At 70.8% G+C, this 18805-nt stretch carries 19 protein-coding genes; 14 read left to right on the top strand and 5 right to left on the bottom strand.

Annotation, left to right across the window (positions count from 1 at the left end):
- Positions 1–116 precede the first annotated feature (116 nt).
- Positions 117–3656 carry a DNA polymerase III subunit alpha gene (dnaE, locus tag ACZ48Z_RS21950; protein ID WP_468737537.1) on the top strand — a complete coding sequence of 1180 codons (3540 nt, stop codon included), beginning with the start codon at positions 117–119 and terminating at the stop codon, positions 3654–3656.
- A 79-nt stretch (positions 3657–3735) separates the two neighbouring features.
- Here dnaE and ACZ48Z_RS21945 read toward each other — a convergent pair whose 3' ends face one another.
- Positions 3736–3900, bottom strand: coding sequence for a hypothetical protein (locus ACZ48Z_RS21945; RefSeq protein ID WP_328746601.1), 165 nt, complete (start codon positions 3898–3900; stop codon positions 3736–3738).
- Between the two features lie 224 nt (positions 3901–4124).
- On the opposite strand from ACZ48Z_RS21945, the gene ACZ48Z_RS21940 reads away from it, so the two are divergent.
- From ACZ48Z_RS21940 to ACZ48Z_RS21925, 4 genes are all read left to right on the top strand, one after another.
- A complete protein-coding gene (locus ACZ48Z_RS21940; protein ID WP_468737536.1) occupies positions 4125–5336 on the top strand; it encodes an NYN domain-containing protein in 1212 nt (403 codons plus the stop codon).
- A gap of 120 nt (positions 5337–5456) precedes the next feature.
- Positions 5457–6431 (top strand): ABC transporter ATP-binding protein, encoded by a 975-nt coding sequence (locus tag ACZ48Z_RS21935; RefSeq protein WP_468737617.1) that lies wholly within the window; start codon positions 5457–5459, stop codon positions 6429–6431.
- A gap of 73 nt (positions 6432–6504) precedes the next feature.
- On the top strand, positions 6505–7329 hold the full coding sequence (locus tag ACZ48Z_RS21930) for an ABC transporter permease (RefSeq protein ID WP_468737535.1): 825 nt from the start codon (positions 6505–6507) through the stop codon (positions 7327–7329).
- 34 nt (positions 7330–7363) lie between these two features.
- On the top strand, positions 7364–8041 hold the full coding sequence (locus ACZ48Z_RS21925) for an AAA family ATPase (RefSeq protein ID WP_468737534.1): 678 nt from the start codon (positions 7364–7366) through the stop codon (positions 8039–8041).
- A 100-nt stretch (positions 8042–8141) separates the two neighbouring features.
- Here the strand turns inward: ACZ48Z_RS21925 and ybaK are convergent, their stop codons facing one another.
- The 4 genes from ybaK to ACZ48Z_RS21905 all read right to left on the bottom strand — a co-directional run bounded on the left by ybaK (position 8142) and on the right by ACZ48Z_RS21905 (position 12167).
- Entirely contained in the window at positions 8142–8648 is a 507-nt protein-coding gene (gene ybaK, locus ACZ48Z_RS21920) for a Cys-tRNA(Pro) deacylase (RefSeq protein WP_468737533.1), read from the bottom strand.
- Positions 8649–8663: 15 nt separating this feature from the next.
- A complete protein-coding gene (locus ACZ48Z_RS21915) occupies positions 8664–9404 on the bottom strand; it encodes an LON peptidase substrate-binding domain-containing protein (protein WP_468737532.1) in 741 nt (246 codons plus the stop codon).
- An 11-nt stretch (positions 9405–9415) separates the two neighbouring features.
- Positions 9416–10426: a hypothetical protein gene (locus ACZ48Z_RS21910; protein ID WP_468737616.1), complete on the bottom strand. Its 1011-nt coding sequence runs from the start codon at positions 10424–10426 to the stop codon at positions 9416–9418.
- Between the two features lie 163 nt (positions 10427–10589).
- Positions 10590–12167, bottom strand: coding sequence for an oxidoreductase (locus tag ACZ48Z_RS21905; protein WP_468737531.1), 1578 nt, complete (start codon positions 12165–12167; stop codon positions 10590–10592).
- 159 nt (positions 12168–12326) lie between these two features.
- Between ACZ48Z_RS21905 and hisD the strand changes: the two genes are divergently transcribed.
- From hisD to ACZ48Z_RS21860, 9 genes are all read left to right on the top strand, one after another.
- A complete protein-coding gene (gene hisD, locus ACZ48Z_RS21900; RefSeq protein WP_468737530.1) occupies positions 12327–13652 on the top strand; it encodes a histidinol dehydrogenase in 1326 nt (441 codons plus the stop codon).
- Positions 13649–14779 (top strand): histidinol-phosphate transaminase, encoded by a 1131-nt coding sequence (locus ACZ48Z_RS21895; protein WP_468737529.1) that lies wholly within the window; start codon positions 13649–13651, stop codon positions 14777–14779. Before hisD ends, ACZ48Z_RS21895 begins: the two co-directional genes overlap by 4 nt.
- Positions 14776–15369, top strand: coding sequence for an imidazoleglycerol-phosphate dehydratase HisB (gene hisB / locus ACZ48Z_RS21890; protein WP_328746590.1), 594 nt, complete (start codon positions 14776–14778; stop codon positions 15367–15369). The genes ACZ48Z_RS21895 and hisB overlap by 4 nt, the downstream gene beginning before the upstream one ends.
- Positions 15370–15371: 2 nt before the next feature.
- Positions 15372–15536: a hypothetical protein gene (locus ACZ48Z_RS21885; protein WP_389112589.1), complete on the top strand. Its 165-nt coding sequence runs from the start codon at positions 15372–15374 to the stop codon at positions 15534–15536.
- A complete protein-coding gene (gene hisH, locus ACZ48Z_RS21880; protein ID WP_468737528.1) occupies positions 15533–16186 on the top strand; it encodes an imidazole glycerol phosphate synthase subunit HisH in 654 nt (217 codons plus the stop codon). Before ACZ48Z_RS21885 ends, hisH begins: the two co-directional genes overlap by 4 nt.
- On the top strand, positions 16186–16923 hold the full coding sequence (gene priA, locus ACZ48Z_RS21875) for a bifunctional 1-(5-phosphoribosyl)-5-((5-phosphoribosylamino)methylideneamino)imidazole-4-carboxamide isomerase/phosphoribosylanthranilate isomerase PriA (protein ID WP_468737527.1): 738 nt from the start codon (positions 16186–16188) through the stop codon (positions 16921–16923). Before hisH ends, priA begins: the two co-directional genes overlap by 1 nt.
- A complete protein-coding gene (locus ACZ48Z_RS21870; RefSeq protein ID WP_468737526.1) occupies positions 16920–17318 on the top strand; it encodes a RidA family protein in 399 nt (132 codons plus the stop codon). Before priA ends, ACZ48Z_RS21870 begins: the two co-directional genes overlap by 4 nt.
- On the top strand, positions 17315–18070 hold the full coding sequence (hisF, locus tag ACZ48Z_RS21865) for an imidazole glycerol phosphate synthase subunit HisF (RefSeq protein ID WP_468737525.1): 756 nt from the start codon (positions 17315–17317) through the stop codon (positions 18068–18070). The genes ACZ48Z_RS21870 and hisF overlap by 4 nt, the downstream gene beginning before the upstream one ends.
- Before the next feature lie 143 nt (positions 18071–18213).
- Positions 18214–18801: an ArsR/SmtB family transcription factor gene (locus ACZ48Z_RS21860; RefSeq protein ID WP_468737524.1), complete on the top strand. Its 588-nt coding sequence runs from the start codon at positions 18214–18216 to the stop codon at positions 18799–18801.
- The last annotated feature ends 4 nt before the right edge of the window (positions 18802–18805 follow it).

The following is an 18805-nucleotide window of genomic DNA, read 5'->3' as shown; positions in this document are numbered from 1 at the left end:
TCGCTGTGAAGGTACGCGGGGCGACCCCCTGAGTGTCAGTCCCGAGGCATACACTTCGACGCTGTCCCCCCGAACCGTCCGCCCTGTCGCCGAGTGTTTTCCATGGAGGCCATGCCGTGTCAAAGCCGCCGTTCACGCACCTGCACGTCCACACCCAGTACTCCCTGCTGGACGGTGCCGCGCGGCTCAAGGACATGTTCGACGCGTGCAACGAGATGGGCATGACCCATATCGCCATGTCCGACCACGGCAACCTGCACGGGGCGTACGACTTCTTCCACACCGCGAAGAAGGCGGGGGTCACCCCGATCATCGGGATCGAGGCGTACGTCGCGCCCGAGTCCCGGCGCAACAAGCGCAAGATCCAGTGGGGCCAGCCGCACCAGAAGCGGGACGACGTCTCCGGTTCCGGTGGTTACACCCACAAGACGATGTGGGCCGTGAACTCGACCGGCCTGCACAACCTCTTCAGGCTCTCCTCGGACGCGTACGCCGAGGGCTGGCTCCAGAAGTGGCCCCGGATGGACAAGGAGACGATCTCCCAGTGGTCCGAGGGGATCGTCGCCTCCACCGGCTGCCCCTCCGGCGAGCTCCAGACCCGGCTGCGCCTCGGCCAGTACGACGAGGCACTGAAGGCGGCCTCCGAGTACCAGGACATCTTCGGCAAGGACCGCTACTTCCTGGAGCTGATGGACCACGGCATCGAGATCGAGCACCGGGTCCGTGACGGCCTCCTGGAGATCGGCAAGAAGCTCGGCATCCCGCCGCTGGTCACCAACGACTCGCACTACACCTACGCGCACGAGTCGGTCGCCCACGACGCCCTGCTGTGCATCCAGACCGGCAAGAACCTCTCCGACCCGGACCGCTTCCGCTTCGACGGCACCGGGTACTACCTGAAGTCCACGGACGAGATGTACGCCGTCGACTCCTCGGACGCCTGGCAGGAGGGCTGCGCCAACACCCTCCTGGTCGCCGAGATGGTCGACACCGCCGGCATGTTCGAGGCGAAGAACCTCATGCCGAAGTTCGACATCCCCGAGGGCTACACCGAGGTCTCCTGGTTCAAGGAGGAGGTCCGCCGGGGCATGGACCGCCGCTTCCCCGGCGGTGTCCCCGACGACCGGCAGAAGCAGGTCGAGTACGAGATGGACGTCATCATCCAGATGGGGTTCCCGGGCTACTTCCTCGTCGTCGCCGACTTCATCATGTGGGCCAAGAACCAGGGCATCGCGGTCGGCCCGGGACGAGGCTCCGCGGCCGGCTCGATCGTCGCCTACGCCATGGGCATCACCGACCTCGACCCGATCCCGCACGGCCTGATCTTCGAGCGGTTCCTGAACCCCGAGCGCGTCTCCATGCCCGATGTCGACATCGACTTCGACGAGCGCCGGCGCGTCGAGGTGATCCGGTACGTGACGGAGAAGTACGGCGCCGACAAGGTCGCCATGATCGGCACCTACGGCAAGATCAAGGCCAAGAACGCCATCAAGGACTCCGCGCGCGTGCTGGGCTACCCGTACGCGATGGGCGACCGCCTCACCAAGGCCATGCCCGCCGACGTCCTCGGCAAGGGCATCGACCTCAACGGCATCACGGACCCCTCGCACCCGCGCTACAGCGAGGCCGGCGAGATCCGCGCGATGTACGAGAACGAACCGGACGTCAAGAAGGTCATCGACACCGCGAAGGGCGTCGAGGGCCTGGTCCGGCAGATGGGTGTGCACGCGGCCGGCGTCATCATGTCCAGCGAGCCCATCGTCGACCACGCCCCGATCTGGGTGCGCCACACGGACGGCGTGACCATCACGCAGTGGGACTACCCGCAGTGCGAGTCGCTCGGCCTGCTGAAGATGGACTTCCTCGGCCTGCGCAACCTGACGATCATGGACGACGCCGTCAAGATGGTGAAGTCCAACAAGGGCATCGACCTCGACCTGCTGTCCCTGCCGCTCGACGACCCCAAGACCTTCGAACTGCTCCAGCGCGGCGAGACCCTGGGCGTCTTCCAGTTCGACGGCGGCCCCATGCGCTCCCTGCTGCGCCTGATGAAGCCCGACAACTTCGAAGACATCTCCGCCGTCTCGGCGCTGTACCGTCCCGGCCCGATGGGCATGGACTCGCACACCAACTACGCGCTCCGCAAGAACAAGCTCCAGGAGATCACCCCGATCCACAAGGAGCTGGAGGAGCCCCTCCAGGAGGTCCTGGCCGTCACCTACGGCCTGATCGTCTACCAGGAGCAGGTGCAGAAGGCCGCCCAGATCATCGCCGGTTACTCGCTCGGCGAGGCCGACATCCTGCGCCGCGTGATGGGCAAGAAGAAGCCCGACGAACTGGCCAAGAACTTCACCATCTTCCAGGCCGGCGCCCAGAAGAACGGCTACAGCGACGAGGCCATCAAGGCCCTGTGGGACGTGCTGGTCCCCTTCGCCGGATACGCGTTCAACAAGGCGCACTCCGCCGCGTACGGCCTGGTCTCGTACTGGACCGCCTACCTGAAGGCCAACCACCCCGCGGAGTACATGGCCGGGCTGCTCACCTCGGTCAAGGACGACAAGGACAAGTCGGCCGTCTACCTCAACGAGTGCCGGCGCATGGGCATCAAGGTGCTCCCGCCGAACGTCAACGAGTCGGTGCACAACTTCGCCGCGCAGGGCGACGACGTGATCCTCTTCGGCCTGGAGGCCGTGCGCAACGTCGGTACCAACGTGGTCGAGTCGATCATCAGGAGCCGCAAGGCCAAGGGGAAGTACGGCTCCTTCCCCGACTACCTCGACAAGGTCGAGGCGGTCGCCTGCAACAAGCGCACCACGGAGTCGCTGATCAAGGCCGGTGCCTTCGACACCCTGGGCCACACCCGCAAGGGCCTCACCGCCCAGTACGAGCCCATGATCGACAACGTGGTCCAGGTCAAGCGCAAGGAGGCCGAGGGCCAGTTCGACCTCTTCGGCGGGATGGGCGAGGAGGAGAGCACCGAGCCCGGCTTCGGCCTCGACGTGCAGTTCACCGAGGACGAGTGGGACAAGACCTATCTGCTCGCCCAGGAGCGCGAGATGCTCGGTCTCTACGTCTCCGACCACCCGCTCTTCGGCCTGGAGCACGTGCTGTCCGACAAGGCCGACGCGGGCATCGCCCAGCTCACCGGCGGCGAGCACTCCGACGGAGCGGTCGTCACCATCGGTGGCATCATCTCGGGCCTCCAGCGCAAGATGACCAAGCAGGGCAACGCCTGGGCGATCGCCACCGTCGAGGACCTCGCCGGTTCCATCGAGTGCATGTTCTTCCCGGCGACCTACCAGCTGGTGTCGACCCAACTCGTCGAGGACGCCGTCGTGTTCGTCAAGGGCCGCCTCGACAAGCGCGAGGACGTGCCCCGCCTGGTCGCCATGGAGCTCCAGGTCCCGGACCTGTCCAACGCGGGCACCAACGCGCCCGTGATCCTCACCATCCCGGCGCTGAAGGTCACCCCGCCGATGGTCAGCAGGCTCGGGGAGATCCTCAGCCACCACAAGGGCGAGAGCGAGGTCCGCATCAAGCTCCAGGGGCCGAGCAGGACGACGGTGCTACGGCTGGACCGGCACCGCGTGAAGCCGGACCCGGCGCTCTTCGGCGACCTGAAGGTGCTGCTCGGACCGTCCTGCCTGGCGGGCTGAGGGAATGGGCAGAGGGGCGCACCCGCAACCGGGTGCGCCCCTCTGTGTGCCTGGGTCTCAACAACCCTTTATGCAGATGTCAGTTGTGCCCGAAGCTCTTCTGCCGTCCTTTGCGGGCGACATCGCCGGGGGTCACCTGGGTGGCGCGCTGCTCGGTCTGCGCCTCCATCGAGGACTGCTGAGCCTCCTCGCGGCCACGCTCGGACTGCGGCTGCTTACGGTTCTGCTTCTTGTTCTTGGCCATGACGTTCTGCCTCCTGGGGGGAATCTAGGGGCCAGGGCCGGGACCAGATTCACATAGGCTGACAGGAGGCGCATTTCGGATAATTACCGTGTGTGACAGGGGATGTCGCCACGCGATGCCCTGAAACGCCACGCCGAAGATCGAGTTCGGGCCGTTAACCCCAGCGCGGTCGGGCAGACTCGAAGCAAGCCCGAAGCAAACCTCCCGGAAAGAGGGTGGATCGCGTGGACCGCTGCATCGTCCTGGTGGACGCCGGGTATCTGCTGGGGGCCGCCGCCAGTCTCCTTGCCGGGGAGCCCTCCCGTTCCCGCATCACCGTCGATCACGCCGCCCTGGTCCAGGGGTTGCGCGACCGGGCCGAGTCCGACACGGAACGACCCCTGCTGCGCATCTACTGGTTCGACGGTGCCCCCGACCGCGTCCCGCAGCCCGAGCACCGCAGGCTGCGCGTGATGCCCCGGGTCACCGTCCGGCTCGGCGCCCTGACCCGCAGCGACGGACGCTGGGCCCAGAAGGGCGTGGACGCCGCCATGCACGCCGAGCTCACCGAGCTGGCCCGCAACCGCGCCTGCTCCGACGTCGTCCTGGTGACCGGCGACGGGGACCTGCTGCCGGGGATGATGGCCGCCAAGGAGCACGGCGTCGCCGTACACCTGTGGGCCGTACAGGCCGCCGACGGGGACTACAACCAGTCGGAGGACCTGGTCGCCGAGGCGGACGAGCGGCGGGTGCTGGACCGTACCTGGATCACCAAGGCCGTCCGCGCGAAGGAGCTCGGCGGGGTCTGCGCGCCGCCGCCCGTGCCGCGGCCCGAGATCGCCGCGATCCTCTCGGCGCCACTGCCCGAGTCGGCGCCCGCGTCCCAGCGGACCGCGGAGGAGAGCGAGCACGCCTCGGCGGCCCCCTCGGAGAACGGCACACAGGAGCGGGTGCCGGCGCCGAAGGGCGTGCCGACGCCCAAGGACCTCGCCGCGCTGCGGGCGCCCGGCGCCCAGGCCGTGCAGCCTCCCACGAGCGCGACCCTGCGGTGGTCCTCCGACAAGGGCTGGGTCGACCGGCCCGGAGGCGCCGCCGAGCCGCCCGAGGTCGCCGCCATGCCGACACTCGCGCAGCTGACCACGGCCGAGCAGCGGTGGGCCGACCGGGAGGAGGACATCACCACGGTCGGCGGGGACCCGTTCGAGGTGGGGCAGGTCTTCGCGCGGCGGTGGATGGAGCGGCTGGGGGACCAGGGCAAGCTGCAGCACCTGTCCGGGATGTATCCGCGCGTCCCGCACCGGATCGACGGAGAGCTCCTCAGGTACGCGGCACGGTTCGGGCTGCTCGCGCACAAGGACGACCAGATCGACGAGCACGACCGTTACGCGATCCGGGCCGGGTTCTGGCGGGAGATCGATGCGCGGACGGCGGCCGAACACGCGCCTGCCGGTGAGTGAGTATCGCGGCCTATTTCGGTATGAGAGACGCCCCGGGAACGGCGGAGCGCCGCCGACCCCGTAGGCTCGTCCCTTGTGAGTACGCGCGCGACACAGGCACTTCGGCACGGTGGTGATGTCGTGTGTGCGGTGCGCGGACTGACCAAGACCTATCCCGCGGTGCGCGGACGGCGCGGGACCCCGGCGACGCCCGAGGTGCGGGCCACCGACGACGTACGGCTCGACATCCGGCGCGGTGAGATCTTCGGGCTGCTCGGACCCAACGGGGCCGGGAAGACCACGCTCGTACGGCAGCTCACCGGGCTGATGCGCCCCGACCGCGGCAGCGTCGAGATCCTCGGACACGACATCGTGCGCCACCCGGACCGGGCCTCGCGGATCCTCGCCTACCTCGGGCAGGAGTCCACCGCCCTCGACGAGCTGACCGTCTCGCTCGCCGCCGAGACCACCGGACGCCTGCGGGGCCTGGAGGCCCGGCAGGCACGGGCCGAGCGGGACGCCGTACTCGACGAGCTGGGGCTCACCGCCCTCGCCGGACGGCCCCTGAACAGGCTGTCCGGCGGCCAGCGGCGGCTCGCGTGCTTCGCGGCGGCGCTCGTGGGGGCGCGGCCGCTGCTCGTGCTCGACGAGCCGACCACCGCGATGGACCCCGTGGCGCGGCGCGCGGTGTGGTCCGCCGTCGACCGGCGCAGGGCCGAGCACGGTACGACCGTGCTGCTCGTCACCCACAACGTCATCGAGGCGGAGACGGTCCTGGACCGGGTCGCCGTCCTCGACCAGGGGCGGGTCATCGCCTGCGACACGCCTTCCGGGCTCAAGGAACAGGTCGCCGGTGAGGTCCGCGTCGACCTGGTGTGGCGCGAGGAAGCCCCCCTGCACGTCCCCGAGGTCGCCGCCCTCCAGGACCGGGCCGTGGCCGCAGGGCGCCGCTGGACGCTGCGGCTCGCCCCCGAGGAGGCCCGCGCGGTCGTCGCCACCGTCACCGGCGGGGCCGCCTTCGCAGCCCTGGACGACTTCACTCTCACCACGCCCAGCCTGGAGGACGTCTACCTGGCCCTGGGCGGGGCCGCGCGGCAGGGGCTGGTGAAGGCTTGAGCACGTTGAGTACGCGGCCCGTCGTATCCGTACGTCACAGGGCGACCGCCGGAGCGAAGAGGAGCAGAGCCACGTGAGTGTCGTACCCGCCGAGGCTCTGCCGGGCGGCGCCCTGGCCGTCGAGGAGGCGGGCCGGGAGGCGGCCGCCGAACTCGGTCCGCGCGCGCGGCTGTGGCCGTCGCTGGCGGCCGTGTACCGGGCGCAGCTGTCCCGCGCGCGGGTGGCGCGCATCCCGCTGCTGTTCGTGGCGACCTTCCAGTCGATCGGGATCATGATCCTGATGCGGGGGGTCGTGGACGGCGGGGGTGAGGCGCAGTCCGTGGTCGCCGGGGCGTCCGTGCTCGTCGTCGCCTTCGTCGCGCTCAACCTGCTCGCGCAGTACTTCGGGCAGCTGCGGGCGAGCGGCGGGCTCGACCACTACGCCACGCTGCCGGTGCCGCCGGCCGCCGTGGTGCTGGGCGCCGCGGGGGCGTACGCCTCCTTCACGGTGCCCGGGACCGTGGTGACCGCCGTCTTCGGGTGCGTGCTGTTCGGGCTGCCGCTGGCCCATCTGTGGGTGCTGGTGGCCGTGATCCCGCTCGCGGGTGCCGCCCTGGCGGGCCTCGGCGCGGCGCTCGGACTGCTGGCGCCGCGGCCGGAACTCGCCACGCTGCTCGGGCAGCTCGGGATGTCCGCCGCACTGCTGCTCGGAGTGCTGCCCGCCGACCGGATGCCCGAGGCGGTGCGGTTCGCGCGGGACCTGCTGCCCTCGACCTACGGCGTCGAGGCCTTCGCACGGACCTTCGGGCCGCATCCCGACTGGGCCTTCGTGCTCGGTGACCTCGCCGTGTGCGCCTGCGTCGGCGTGGCCTCGCTGGCCGTCGCCACCTGGGCCTACCGCCGGGCAGCCGTCCGGTGACGCGCCGCACAGCGGGGCCTGGCACGATGTCAGTGTGACCGCACCGTTGACGCCTCCTCCGCCGCCGCACGAACCGTCCTCGCACGACGTCTGGCAGTCCCCGCCCGCCGGATACGCGACCGCTGTCGAAGCGCCGTACGGGCACGGCGGACCCGGGATGCGGACCGAGCTGGTCGAGGCCGCGGTGATCACGGTGGCCGTGGCGCTCGCCGGGGCGCTGCTCGGGGTGCTGTGGTGGTGGCTGGCCCCGCATGTGCCGCTCGTCGGGAGTGTGGACGAGCAGGGGAACTGGGTCGTCTACCTCAAGGACACCGAGGGGGAGCAGGCGGTGGGCGCGGACGGCACGTTCGTCCTGCTGGCGCTCGCCCTCGGGGCCGTGAGCGCGGCTGCCGTGTTCCTGTGGCGGCGGCGGGGCGGGGTGCCGCTCGTGGTGGGGCTGGCCGTCGGGGCGTTCCTGGGGTCGTTGCTCGCGTGGCGGGCGGGGATGTGGCTCGGGCCGTCGTCCGATGTGCTCGCCCACGCCAAGTCCGCGGGCAAGGGCGTGACCTTCTCCGCGCCGTTGAAGCTGGGCGCGAAGGGGGCGTTGCTGGTCTGGTCCCTGGCCGGGCTGCTTGTGCACCTGGGGCTCACGGCGCTGTTCGGGCCCCGTGATCCAGAGCCGCTGTACGGGCCGGTGGTTCCGCAGGACGGGTACGGGGCGCCTGTGCAGTAGGGGTTTTCGCCCCCGCCGCCCCTTCCCGTCCCGTTCCTGGGGGCTGTGCCCCCAGACCCCCCGTCGGCCCGAAGGGCCTCGTCCTCAAACGCCGGACGGGCTAAAGCGCGCGGGCGATGGGGGCCAGGACCGCGTTCGTGAGGTGGGCCAGGTCGGCGGGCGCCAGTTCCACCTCCAGGCCCCGGCGGCCGGCCGAGACGCAGATGGTGTCGTGCGCGGAGGCCGAGGCGTCCAGGACCGTGGGGAGCCTCTTGCGCTGGCCGAGGGGGGAGATGCCGCCCCGGACGTAGCCCGTGGTGCGTTCGGCGAGGGTCGGGTCGGCCATGGCGGCTCGCTTGCCGCCCGCCGCCGTCGCCAGGGCCTTCAGGTCCAGTGAGCCCGCCACCGGGACCACCGCGACCGTCAGCGAGCCGTCCACGTCGGCCACCAGGGTCTTGAAGACGCGGTCGGGGGAGACGCCCATCGCCTCGGCCGCCTCCTCGCCGTAGGACGGGTGGGAGGGGTCATGGTCGTAGGCGTGGACCGTGTACGGCACCTCGGCGGCGGTCAGGGCCACCGTCGCCGGTGTGCCCCCCGACTGCTGCTGCTTCTTCGACTTCTTCGCCATGGACGGGTTCCGGCCTCAGTTCAGACTCGTCGGGCCGCGCGTCAGCTCCGACGCCGGCAACGACGGAAGATTACGGATGATCGACGTCTCCGCGCGCAGCAGTTTCAGTTCGTCGCGGAGGCGGGACGCGGTGTCGGGCGCCTGGAGGAGGCGCTGCTTGGTGGGGGTGTCCAGCATCATCGCCGCCGCCACCAGGTACGACACCACGGACGGTTCGTCGGGGAGGTCCGCGCCGCTGGACAGGGAGCGTTCCCGTGCCCCCGCCAGGCGTTTCTGGTACTGGCGGAAGGCCCGCAGCACTCCCTCCGCCAGCGCCCCGGACTCGTCGCCCGCGGCCTCCGGCAGCTCCTCCAGCTCGGCCGTCAGGAACGGGCCGGAGGCGTCGACGGACAGGAGACGGGCTCGGGTCGTGCCGGTCGCCAGGACCTCGAACGTGCCGTCCGCGCGTTCCCGTACCGTCGCCGCGTCCGCCACGCAGCCGACCGCGTGGAAGGCCTTGAGCGGGTCCTCGCCGAAGCCGGCCGTGGGGCCGCGTTCGGGCTCGGCGGTCTGATCCGGCAGGCCCGGCGCGCTGGGCGCGACCTCATGGCCGTCGCGGATCGCCACGACGGCGAAACGGCGCGGCTCCTCCTCTGGCGTCTTCAGCAGTTCGCGCATCATGGCGCGGTAGCGCTCCTCGAAGACGTTGAGAGGAAGCACGAGCCCCGGGAACAGCACTGAGTTCAGGGGGAAGAGCGGGAGCCGCACGGTGGTCACGGCGCCAAAGCCTAATGGCCTCCGGAGCGGACACGTCCCCAGTGCTCACTTTGTGGATGGATCACGGCATGCCGCCGGACCTCCTCGCGGACCTCCAGGAACCTGCTCAGCGGGTCCTCCGAGGCCCTGCTCCACGGGAACGAGGTCGCGTACGGGCCGATCATGCGCAGCTGTTCCAGGGCGTCCGTCCAGCGGCCGAGGCGCACCAGGACGTACACCAGCTTGTTGCGGATCTCGGCCGGCCACGGGTCGGCCGCCGCGAACGTGGCGGACAGGTCGATCGCCCGGTCCGCCGCCGCGTCCACCCGCTCGCGCGGCACCGCCGTGCCGTCGCCGTCCGTCAGACAGGCGAGGGCCGCCCGCGCGGGCAGCGCCTGGACGAGGGAGCCGGGCGGGGCGTCCTGCGCTGCCAGGTCGGCGAAGTCGAAGCATTCCCGGTACGAGCCGCGCCAGGAGGTCGCCAGATAGCGCAGGGCGGCGACATGGCAGCCGTAGTGGAGCGGGGCGCGTCTGACGGCCGCCTCCCACAGTTCGCCGAAGTAGGTGGGCCCGGCCTGCGAGCCGCGCGCGTGGTCCAGCGCGAGGCGCCACGGCACCGGGTCGCGGTCGTCGCCGCGCGCGGCGGCCGTGATCAGCGGGCTCACCTCGCGCAGCAGCTCCGCCCTGGCCGGCGAGTCCCAGGCGCGGTCCACCGCGAGCTGGGCGCCCAGCAACAGCCGGTCCGGGTCGTACGGGGCCTCGGCCTGCCAGGCGTCGTACCACTCGGAGCGCGAGCGGGCGAAGGCGGAGAGCCGCCGGACGTACCGGTCCCGCAGCTCCCAGGCGGCGCTCGCGCGGGTCGCGGCGAGCAGCTCGGCCGCGCGCCCGTAGGTGCCCTGGCCGGCCGCGACCAGCGCGGGGCCGAGCCGGTCGTCGGGCGCGTCGAGCAGAACCTCGTCGTCGGCGGGCAGTCCGCCGGTGAGGTAGGGGGGCATCCGCGACGCGCGGATGAAGGGGGGCAGCAGAGCCATCGTGTCGACCATTGAAGAACCGCGGATCGACACTGCGCCAGTGCGCACGTGCAACTCGTGGAAAGTTGTACGCCGGAAAGTCAAGGGGAATTAAAAAGGTGAGTGTTGAACAACTTCCTGACCAGCGGTCTCACCGGTCCCCCTCACCGCCCTGCCTATTTCTCCACAGGTGTCCTCAGCCCCGCCGCAGCAGTCGCGAGGCCCCCGCCGCCACCGTGGTCGCCAGGATCCAGCCGGCGAGAACCATCGCCGCCGCCAGCCACTGCCAGCCGCCGCGCAACTGCCAGAAACCGACCTGACCCAGGTCGATCACCGGAAGGAGCAGGTCGAGAGCGAAGAGCGCGGGGTTCCAGGCCGGATGGTCGCCGCCCTTGAGCGGCGGATGGCTCGCGTGTGCGAACGCCACGGAGCTCGCCGCCCACAGCACCGCCATCCACACGGCGGCCCGGCCCGGCCGGTACCCGTAGGCGACCGTCCAGTCCTGGACGTATCCCCACAGCTTGGCGGCCAGCGGCAGGCTCTCGCGGCGCCGCCGCTGCTTGGCGAGCAGCACCTCGCGCGCGTCCTCGTCCTCACCGCCGGTCCGCAGCACGGCGGCGAGGCGTTCGTACGGCTCCGGGTTGTACTCGGCGGTCGCCGCCGCCACCCACTCCAGTCGCTGCTCCAGCGGGAACGGGCCGTGCGGTACGAGGTTCTCGTAGGCGAAGCCGCCCATGTGCAGACTGCCCGGGCCGGGCCAGGCGGTCGCCCGGTCCACGAGGTTGCCGACCCGCGCCCCTGAGAGGACCACCTTGCCGCGCTGCGGCTTCTCCCCGAGGAAACGCAGCTCGGGCGCCTGGATCCGGCGCAGCGACAGCTCCTGCTCGTCGGTGAAGGTGAACCGGGCCCGCTCCAGGTCGACCGCGTCCCCGAACCGCCCGTCGTCCAGCCGGATGCCGCCCTGGCACTCGAAGCGCTGGATCCGCGTCCCGCGCGCGGGAGTCGCCCCGCTCAGCATGGAGGCGCCGACGCCCGCCGGGGTCAGGTACAGCGTGCGTTCCACGGTCAGCTGGGGGGCGTTCAGCGCGAGCCGGGTGTACGGGTTGACCAGCCGGGCGCCGCGCAGGCTCAGCGAGACGCCGATGGTGGCGCTGCGCAGGCTCAGCTCGCCGTGCGACTCCAGGAGTTCGGCCTGTAAATCCTGGCCCACGGTCATGCCGTCGGCGGCGATCGAACGGCCGCTGCGGTCGCGGTAGACGATCGCCTGGTTCATCAGCAGGTCCGTGCCGATGTGCGCGTCGGTCAGCCGTACGCCGTTGTGGAACCGGCAGCGGGGGAAGTGCAGATCGCCCTCGGTGTGCACCCGGGCGGCCTCCAGCCGGGGCACCGAGCAGTCCACGAACCGCGCGGTGGTGAAGCGGGCCTCCGGCAGCAGGATCTCCCGCTCGAAGCGGCAGCCCTTCATCTCCAGGTACGGCACCACCGTGCCGCCCGCGAGGTCCAGGGTGCCGCTGATCTGCAAACCGGTGACCTTCAGGGACGGCACCCGGCCGGCGAGCGCGGGCGGGCCGTCCAGGAGCAGCCAGCAGACGATACGCGCGCGTACCGTGCGCTCGGGCCCCCAGGGGTGCCCGCCGTGAGGATCGTCGACGACGGTGTCGCCGCTGCTCAGGTCGTACACGCTGCCGTTGCGGAAGGCCTGCCACATGCCGGCCTCGGCGGCGGTCAGATCGTCCGGCAGGTCTCCGCCCCGGATGCCGGCCCCCTCGGTCACGTCTTCGTCATCCCCTCGGCTGCTCACGGGTTTCGCACACCTGTTCATGCCCGCTCGGTGACCCCACGAACGCTAGACGTGAGGGGGATCTTCCGGGTTGCGTATCAGCCACTGGAATGCGCGAACGGGCCCTGACGACGGTCTGAGAGAATTGGGAACGTGATCTCCCGAATCGATCTGCGCGGCGACGCCCTCCCCGAGGGCCCCGCCCTGCGCGACCTGCTGCCCCGAGCCGACTTCGACGTCTCGGCCGCCCTGGAGAAGGTGCGTCCGATCTGCGAGGCCGTGCACCATCGGGGCGACGCGGCGCTGATCGACTTCGCCGAGAAGTTCGACGGGGTCAGGCTCGACCGCGTACGGGTGCCCGCGGAGGCCCTTGAGCGCGCGCTGGAGGAACTCGACCCCGCCGTACGCGCGGCCCTGGAGGAGTCCATCCGCCGCGCCCGGATCGTCCACCGCGAGCAGCGCCGCACGAACCGCACGACCCAGGTCGTGCCCGGCGGCAGCGTCACCGAGAAGTGGGTGCCGGTCGACCGTGTGGGGCTGTACGCGCCCGGCGGCCGGTCGGTCTACCCGTCCTCCGTGATCATGAACGTGGTGCCCGCGCAGGAAGCGGGCGTCGAGTCGATCGCCCTGGCCTCCCCGGCCCAGGCCGAGTTCGGCGGTCTCCCGCACCCCACGATCCTCGCCGCGTGCGCACTGCTCGGCGTCGACGAGGTGTACGCCGCCGGTGGCGCGACCGCCGTCGCGATGTTCGCGTACGGCACCGAGTCCTGCCCGCCCGCCAACATGGTCACCGGCCCCGGCAACATCTGGGTCGCCGCCGCCAAGCGCTACTTCACCGGCAGGATCGGCATCGACGCCGAAGCCGGCCCGACCGAGATCGCGGTCCTGGCGGACTCCTCCGCCGACCCGGTACACGTGGCGTCGGACCTGATCAGCCAGGCCGAGCACGACCCGCTCGCCGCCGCCGTCCTGGTCACCGACTCCGTCGAACTCGCGGACGCCGTCGAGAAGGAGCTGGAACCGCAGGTCGCGGCCAGCAAGCACATCGAGGACCGGATCGTGCCCGCGCTGAAGGGCAGGCAGTCCGCGATCGTCCTGGTCGACGGCATCGACGAGGGCCTCCGGGTCGTCGACGCGTACGGCGCCGAGCACCTGGAGATCCAGACGGCCGACGCCGCCGCCGTCGCCGACCGGGTCCGCAACGCGGGCGCGGTCTTCATCGGCCCCTGGGCGCCGGTCTCGCTCGGCGACTACGCCGCCGGGTCCAACCACGTGCTCCCGACCGGTGGCTGCGCCTGCCACTCCTCCGGGCTGTCCGTGCAGTCCTTCCTGCGGGGCATCCACATCGTCGACTACACCGAGGACGCGCTGGCCGAGGTGGCGCACCACGTGGTGACGCTGGCGGAGGCGGAGGACCTGCCCGCCCACGGGGCGGCGATCAAGGCCCGGTTCGGGTGGAAGGTGCCGACGAGCAAGTGAACTTCGGAATCGACGATCTCCCCGTCCGGGACGAGCTGCGCGGCAAGTCCCCCTACGGCGCGCCCCAGTTGGACGTCCCCGTACGGCTGAACACCAACGAGAACCCCTACCCGCTGCCCGAGGCGCTGGTCGAGCGCATCGCCGAGCGCGTCCGCGAGGCGGCCCGGAACCTCAACCGCTACCCGGACCGGGACGCGGTCGAGCTGCGCACCCGGCTCGCCGGGTACCTGACGGACACGTCCGGTCACGAGGTGGGCCTCCCCAACGTCTGGGCGGCCAACGGCTCCAACGAGGTCATCCAGCAACTGCTCCAGACCTTCGGCGGACCCGGCCGTACGGCGATCGGCTTCGAGCCGTCGTACTCGATGCACGCGCTCATCGCGCGCGGCACCGGCACGGGCTGGATCTCCGGGCCCCGCAACGAGGACTTCACCATCGACGTCGAGGTGGCCGTGCGGGCGATCGCCTCGCAGAAGCCGGACGTCGTGTTCATCACGACCCCCAACAACCCCACGGGCAACGCGGTCCCGCCCGAGACGGTCCTCGCGCTGTACGAGGCCGCGCAGGCGGCCAGGGCCGCGACCGCCGGGGCGATCGTCGTGGTCGACGAGGCGTACGTCGAGTTCAGCCACGGCGACTCGCTGCTGCCGCTGCTCGAAGGACGGCCGAATCTCGTCGTCTCGCGGACCATGTCGAAGGCGTTCGGGGCGGCGGGCCTGCGCCTCGGCTATCTCGCCGCGCACCCGGCGGTCGTGGACGCCGTACAGCTCGTACGGCTGCCCTACCACCTGTCGGCCGTCACCCAGGCGACCGCCCTTGCCGCCCTGGAGCACACCGACACGCTGCTGAAGTACGTCGAGCAGCTGAAGGCCGAGCGGGACCGGCTGGTGAGCGAGCTGCGCGCGATCGGTTTCGAGGTCGTGGAGTCGGACGCGAACTTCGTGCAGTTCGGGCGGTTCGACGGCCCGGGTGGTTCGCACGCGGCCTGGCAGAGGATCCTCGACCGGGGTGTCCTGGTCCGGGACAACGGCATCCCGGGGTGGCTGCGGGTCAGCGCCGGAACCCCGCAGGAGAACGACGCGTTCCTCGACGCGGTACGTGAACTGAAGAAGGAGCAGAGCGCATGAGCCGCGTAGGACGCGTGGAACGGGTGACCAAGGAGACCTCGGTCCTCGTCGAGATCGATCTCGACGGATCCGGGAAGGTCGACGTGTCGACAGGAGTCGGCTTCTACGACCACATGCTCGACCAGCTCGGCCGGCACGGTCTGTTCGACCTCACCGTGAAGACCGAGGGCGACCTGCACATCGACTCGCACCACACCATCGAGGACACCGCCCTCGCGCTCGGCGCCGCCTTCAAGCAGGCGCTCGGCGACAAGGTGGGCATCTACCGCTTCGGCAACTGCACGGTCCCGCTGGACGAGTCCCTCGCCCAGGTGACCGTCGACCTGTCCGGCCGCCCCTACCTCGTGCACAACGAGCCCGAGAAGATGGCGCCGATGATCGGCGAGTACGACACCACGATGACCCGGCACATCCTGGAGTCCTTCGTCGCCCAGGCGCAGATCGCGCTGCACGTGCACGTGCCCTACGGACGCAACGCGCACCACATCGTGGAGTGCCAGTTCAAGGCGCTGGCCCGGGCCCTGCGCTACGCCTCCGAGCGTGACCCGCGCGCGGCCGGCATCCTCCCCTCCACGAAGGGCGCGCTGTAGGCATGACCGGACTCTCGACCCTCCTGATCGTCGTCGGCCTCTTCCTGGCCGGCGGCATCTACTCCTTCGTCAAGCAGCAGATGCCGAAGAGCCTCATCGTGCTGCTCTCCATCGGCGCCGCGATGTGCCTGGTCTCCGGCGTCCTGAGGCTGGAGGTGTGGAATTGAGCGCTCCGTCGAAGAGCACGAAGAAGGTCGTCGTCTTCGACTACGGCTTCGGCAACGTGAGGTCCGCCGAGCGCGCCCTCGCGCGCGCGGGAGCCGACGTCGAGATAACGCGTGACTACGACAAGGCCATGAACGCGGACGGCCTGCTGGTGCCGGGCGTCGGCGCCTTCGCCGCCTGCATGAAGGGTCTGCGCGAGGCCCGCGGCGACTGGATCATCGACCGCCGGCTGTCCGGCGGGCGCCCTGTGATGGGCATCTGCGTCGGCATGCAGATCCTGTTCGCGCGCGGCATCGAGCACGGCGTGGAGACCGAGGGCCTCGACGAGTGGCCCGGCTCGGTCGAGCCGCTGAAGGCCGACATCGTGCCCCACATGGGCTGGAACACCGTCGACGCGCCCGCCGGCTCCCAGCTGTTCGCCGGCCTGGACGCGGACGCCCGCTTCTACTTCGTGCACTCCTACGCCGTCCACGACTGGTCGCTTCAGACGCTCAACAAGACGATCGCCGCGCCCAAGGTCACCTGGTCGACGCACGGCAAGCCCTTCGTGGCCGCCGTGGAGAACGGCGCCCTGTGGGCCACGCAGTTCCACCCCGAGAAGTCCGGTGACGCCGGAGCGCAGCTGCTGAACAACTGGATCGGAACCCTCTGATGCCCTCGAACCCCTCACGGCTCGAACTCCTGCCCGCCGTCGACGTCCGCGACGGCCAGGCGGTCCGGCTCGTGCACGGCGAGTCCGGCACGGAGACCTCCTACGGCTCCCCTCTGGAGGCCGCGCTGTCCTGGCAGCGGGCGGGCGCCGAATGGCTGCACCTGGTCGACCTCGACGCGGCGTTCGGCACCGGCGACAACCGGGACCTGGTCCGCCAGGTCACCGAGGCCATGGACATCAAGGTGGAGCTGTCCGGCGGCATCCGCGACGACGCGTCCCTGGCCGCGGCCCTCGCCACCGGCTGCACCCGGGTGAACCTCGGCACGGCCGCCCTGGAGAGCCCGGACTGGGTCGCCAAGGTCATCGCCGAGCACGGTGACAAGATCGCGGTGGGTCTCGACGTCCGCGGTACGACCCTCAAGGGCCGCGGCTGGACCAGCGAGGGCGGCGACCTCTACGAGGCGCTGGAGCGGCTCGACAAGGAGGGCTGCGCGCGGTACGTCGTCACCGACATCGCCAAGGACGGCACCCTCCAGGGCCCGAACCTGGAGCTGCTGCGCAACGTCTGCGCCGCGACCGACCGCCCTGTCGTCGCCTCCGGCGGGGTGTCCTCGCTGGACGACCTGCGGGCCATCGCCGAGCTGGTGCCCCTCGGTGTCGAGGGCTCCATCGTCGGGAAGGCCCTGTACGCGAAGGCGTTCACCCTGGAAGAGGCCTTGGAGGCGGTGGCCAAGTGAGTGAGCTGCGACGCGTCACGACCGGTGCGCCCTGGGAGGAGACCTTCGGGTACTCCCGCGCGGTGGAACTGCCGAACGGCCTGGTCCTGGTCTCGGGCTGCACGTCGGTCGTGGACGGCCAGATCGCCGGAGGCGGCCCCTACGAGCAGACGGTCAACGCCTTCAACGTCGCGTTCGCGGCGCTGGAGGAGCTGGGTCTCGGTCGGGACGATGTGGTGCGGACACGCCTGTACATCACCCACGCCCGGGACGTGGAGGATGTGGGCCGCGCACACAAGGAGTTGTTCGACGCCGTCCGGCCCGCCGCATCCATGATCATCGTCTCCGGCTTCGTGGACCCCGGTCTGGTCGTCGAGGTCGAGGTCGAGGCGTACCGAGGGGGGAGCGCCGGATGACCCTCGCGGTACGCGTCATCCCCTGCCTGGACGTGGACAACGGCCGGGTCGTCAAGGGCGTCAACTTCCAGAACCTGCGGGACGCGGGCGACCCCGTCGAGATGGCCAAGGTGTACGACGCCGAGGGCGCCGACGAGCTGACGTTCCTGGACATCACCGCCTCGTCGGGAAACCGCGAGACGACGTACGACGTGGTGCGCCGCACCGCCGAGCAGGTCTTCATCCCGCTGACGGTCGGCGGCGGCGTCCGCACGGCCGAGGACGTGGACAAGCTGCTGCGGGCGGGCGCGGACAAGGTCGGCGTCAACACGGCGGCGATCGCCCGTCCCGACCTGATCCGTGAGATCGCCGAGCGGTTCGGCCGGCAGGTGCTGGTGCTGTCGGTGGACGCGCGGCGCACCGAGTCGGGCTCCTTCGAGGTCACCACCCACGGCGGCCGCAAGGGCACCGGTCTCGACGCCGTCGAGTGGGCCCACCGGGCCGCCGAACTGGGCGCCGGCGAGATCCTGCTCAACTCGATGGACGCGGACGGCACCAAGGACGGCTACGACCTGGAGATGATCGAGGCCGTCCGCAAGCACGTGACCGTGCCGCTGATCGCCTCCGGCGGGGCGGGGAAGCTCGGCCACTTCCCGCCGGCCGTCGCGGCGGGCGCCGACGCGGTGCTCGCGGCGTCCGTCTTCCACTTCGGGGATCTGCGGATCGGCGAGGTGAAGGGTGTGCTGCGAGAGGCCGGGCATCCCGTGCGGTGACCTCTGAAACGGTTGTGTGACGCCTTGTAGCGTTGAGTAAGCCCCGGCCACCTGGTGGCCGGGGCTTACGTATGAGTAGATACGAAAGGGAAGTTGCGCAAAATCCATTGCGCAACTTCCCTTTCGTATCTACGGTCGGGGTCATGGCAAGCACGGAGAACCGCAGGATCAAGGACGTCGGGACGCTCAAGGCACTGGCCCACCCGTTGCGGGCGAACCTGTACCGGCTGCTGTGCATCAAGGGCGTCGCCACCGCCTCCCAGCTCGCGGAGAGCGTCGACGAGGCCGTCTCGCTGGTCAGCTACCACCTGCGCAAGCTCGCCGAGCACGAACTCGTCGAGGAGGCCGAGCCGCGGAGCGGGGACGGCCGGGAGCGCTGGTGGCAGCCCGCCTCGGACGGGGTGAGCATCCACGACGAGGACTTCCGCGGTGAGCCCGGGAAGGCGGCCGCGCACATGGCGGCCACCCGGCTCTTCCACGAACAGCGCGCCGACCTCTACCGGCGCTACCTCGACGAACGGCCCACCTGGGGTCCGGAGTGGAACGCCGCGGCCCCGGACACCGAGTCGTGGCTGCACCTGACCGCGAGCGAACTGGGCGGCCTGCGCGCCGAGCTCGAAGCCCTGGCCAGGAAGTACGAAGAGAAGGGCCGGTCCGCCGAGGCCGCTGGCGACACCGAGGGGCGCGAGAACGTCGCGCTGTTCATGTACGGATTCCCGTTCCGCGCCTGACGTC

It is taken from the genome of Streptomyces sp. NPDC031225 (genome assembly GCF_055570355.1).
Note: the sequence above shows the minus strand (reverse complement) of the source record. Positions and strands in the feature narration are given on the sequence as shown.

Coding starts and splice junctions, on each gene's coding strand:
- ACZ48Z_RS21860 (WP_468737524.1), top strand. CDS start 18,214: ATGGCAAGCACGGAGAACCGCAGGATCAAGGACGTCGGGACGCTCAAG.
- ACZ48Z_RS21885 (WP_389112589.1), top strand. CDS start 15,372: ATGACCGGACTCTCGACCCTCCTGATCGTCGTCGGCCTCTTCCTGGCC.
- priA (WP_468737527.1), top strand. CDS start 16,186: ATGCCCTCGAACCCCTCACGGCTCGAACTCCTGCCCGCCGTCGACGTC.
- hisF (WP_468737525.1), top strand. CDS start 17,315: ATGACCCTCGCGGTACGCGTCATCCCCTGCCTGGACGTGGACAACGGC.
- ACZ48Z_RS21945 (WP_328746601.1), bottom strand. CDS start 3,900: ATGGCCAAGAACAAGAAGCAGAACCGTAAGCAGCCGCAGTCCGAGCGT.
- ACZ48Z_RS21910 (WP_468737616.1), bottom strand. CDS start 10,426: ATGGTCGACACGATGGCTCTGCTGCCCCCCTTCATCCGCGCGTCGCGG.
- ybaK (WP_468737533.1), bottom strand. CDS start 8,648: ATGGCGAAGAAGTCGAAGAAGCAGCAGCAGTCGGGGGGCACACCGGCG.
- hisB (WP_328746590.1), top strand. CDS start 14,776: ATGAGCCGCGTAGGACGCGTGGAACGGGTGACCAAGGAGACCTCGGTC.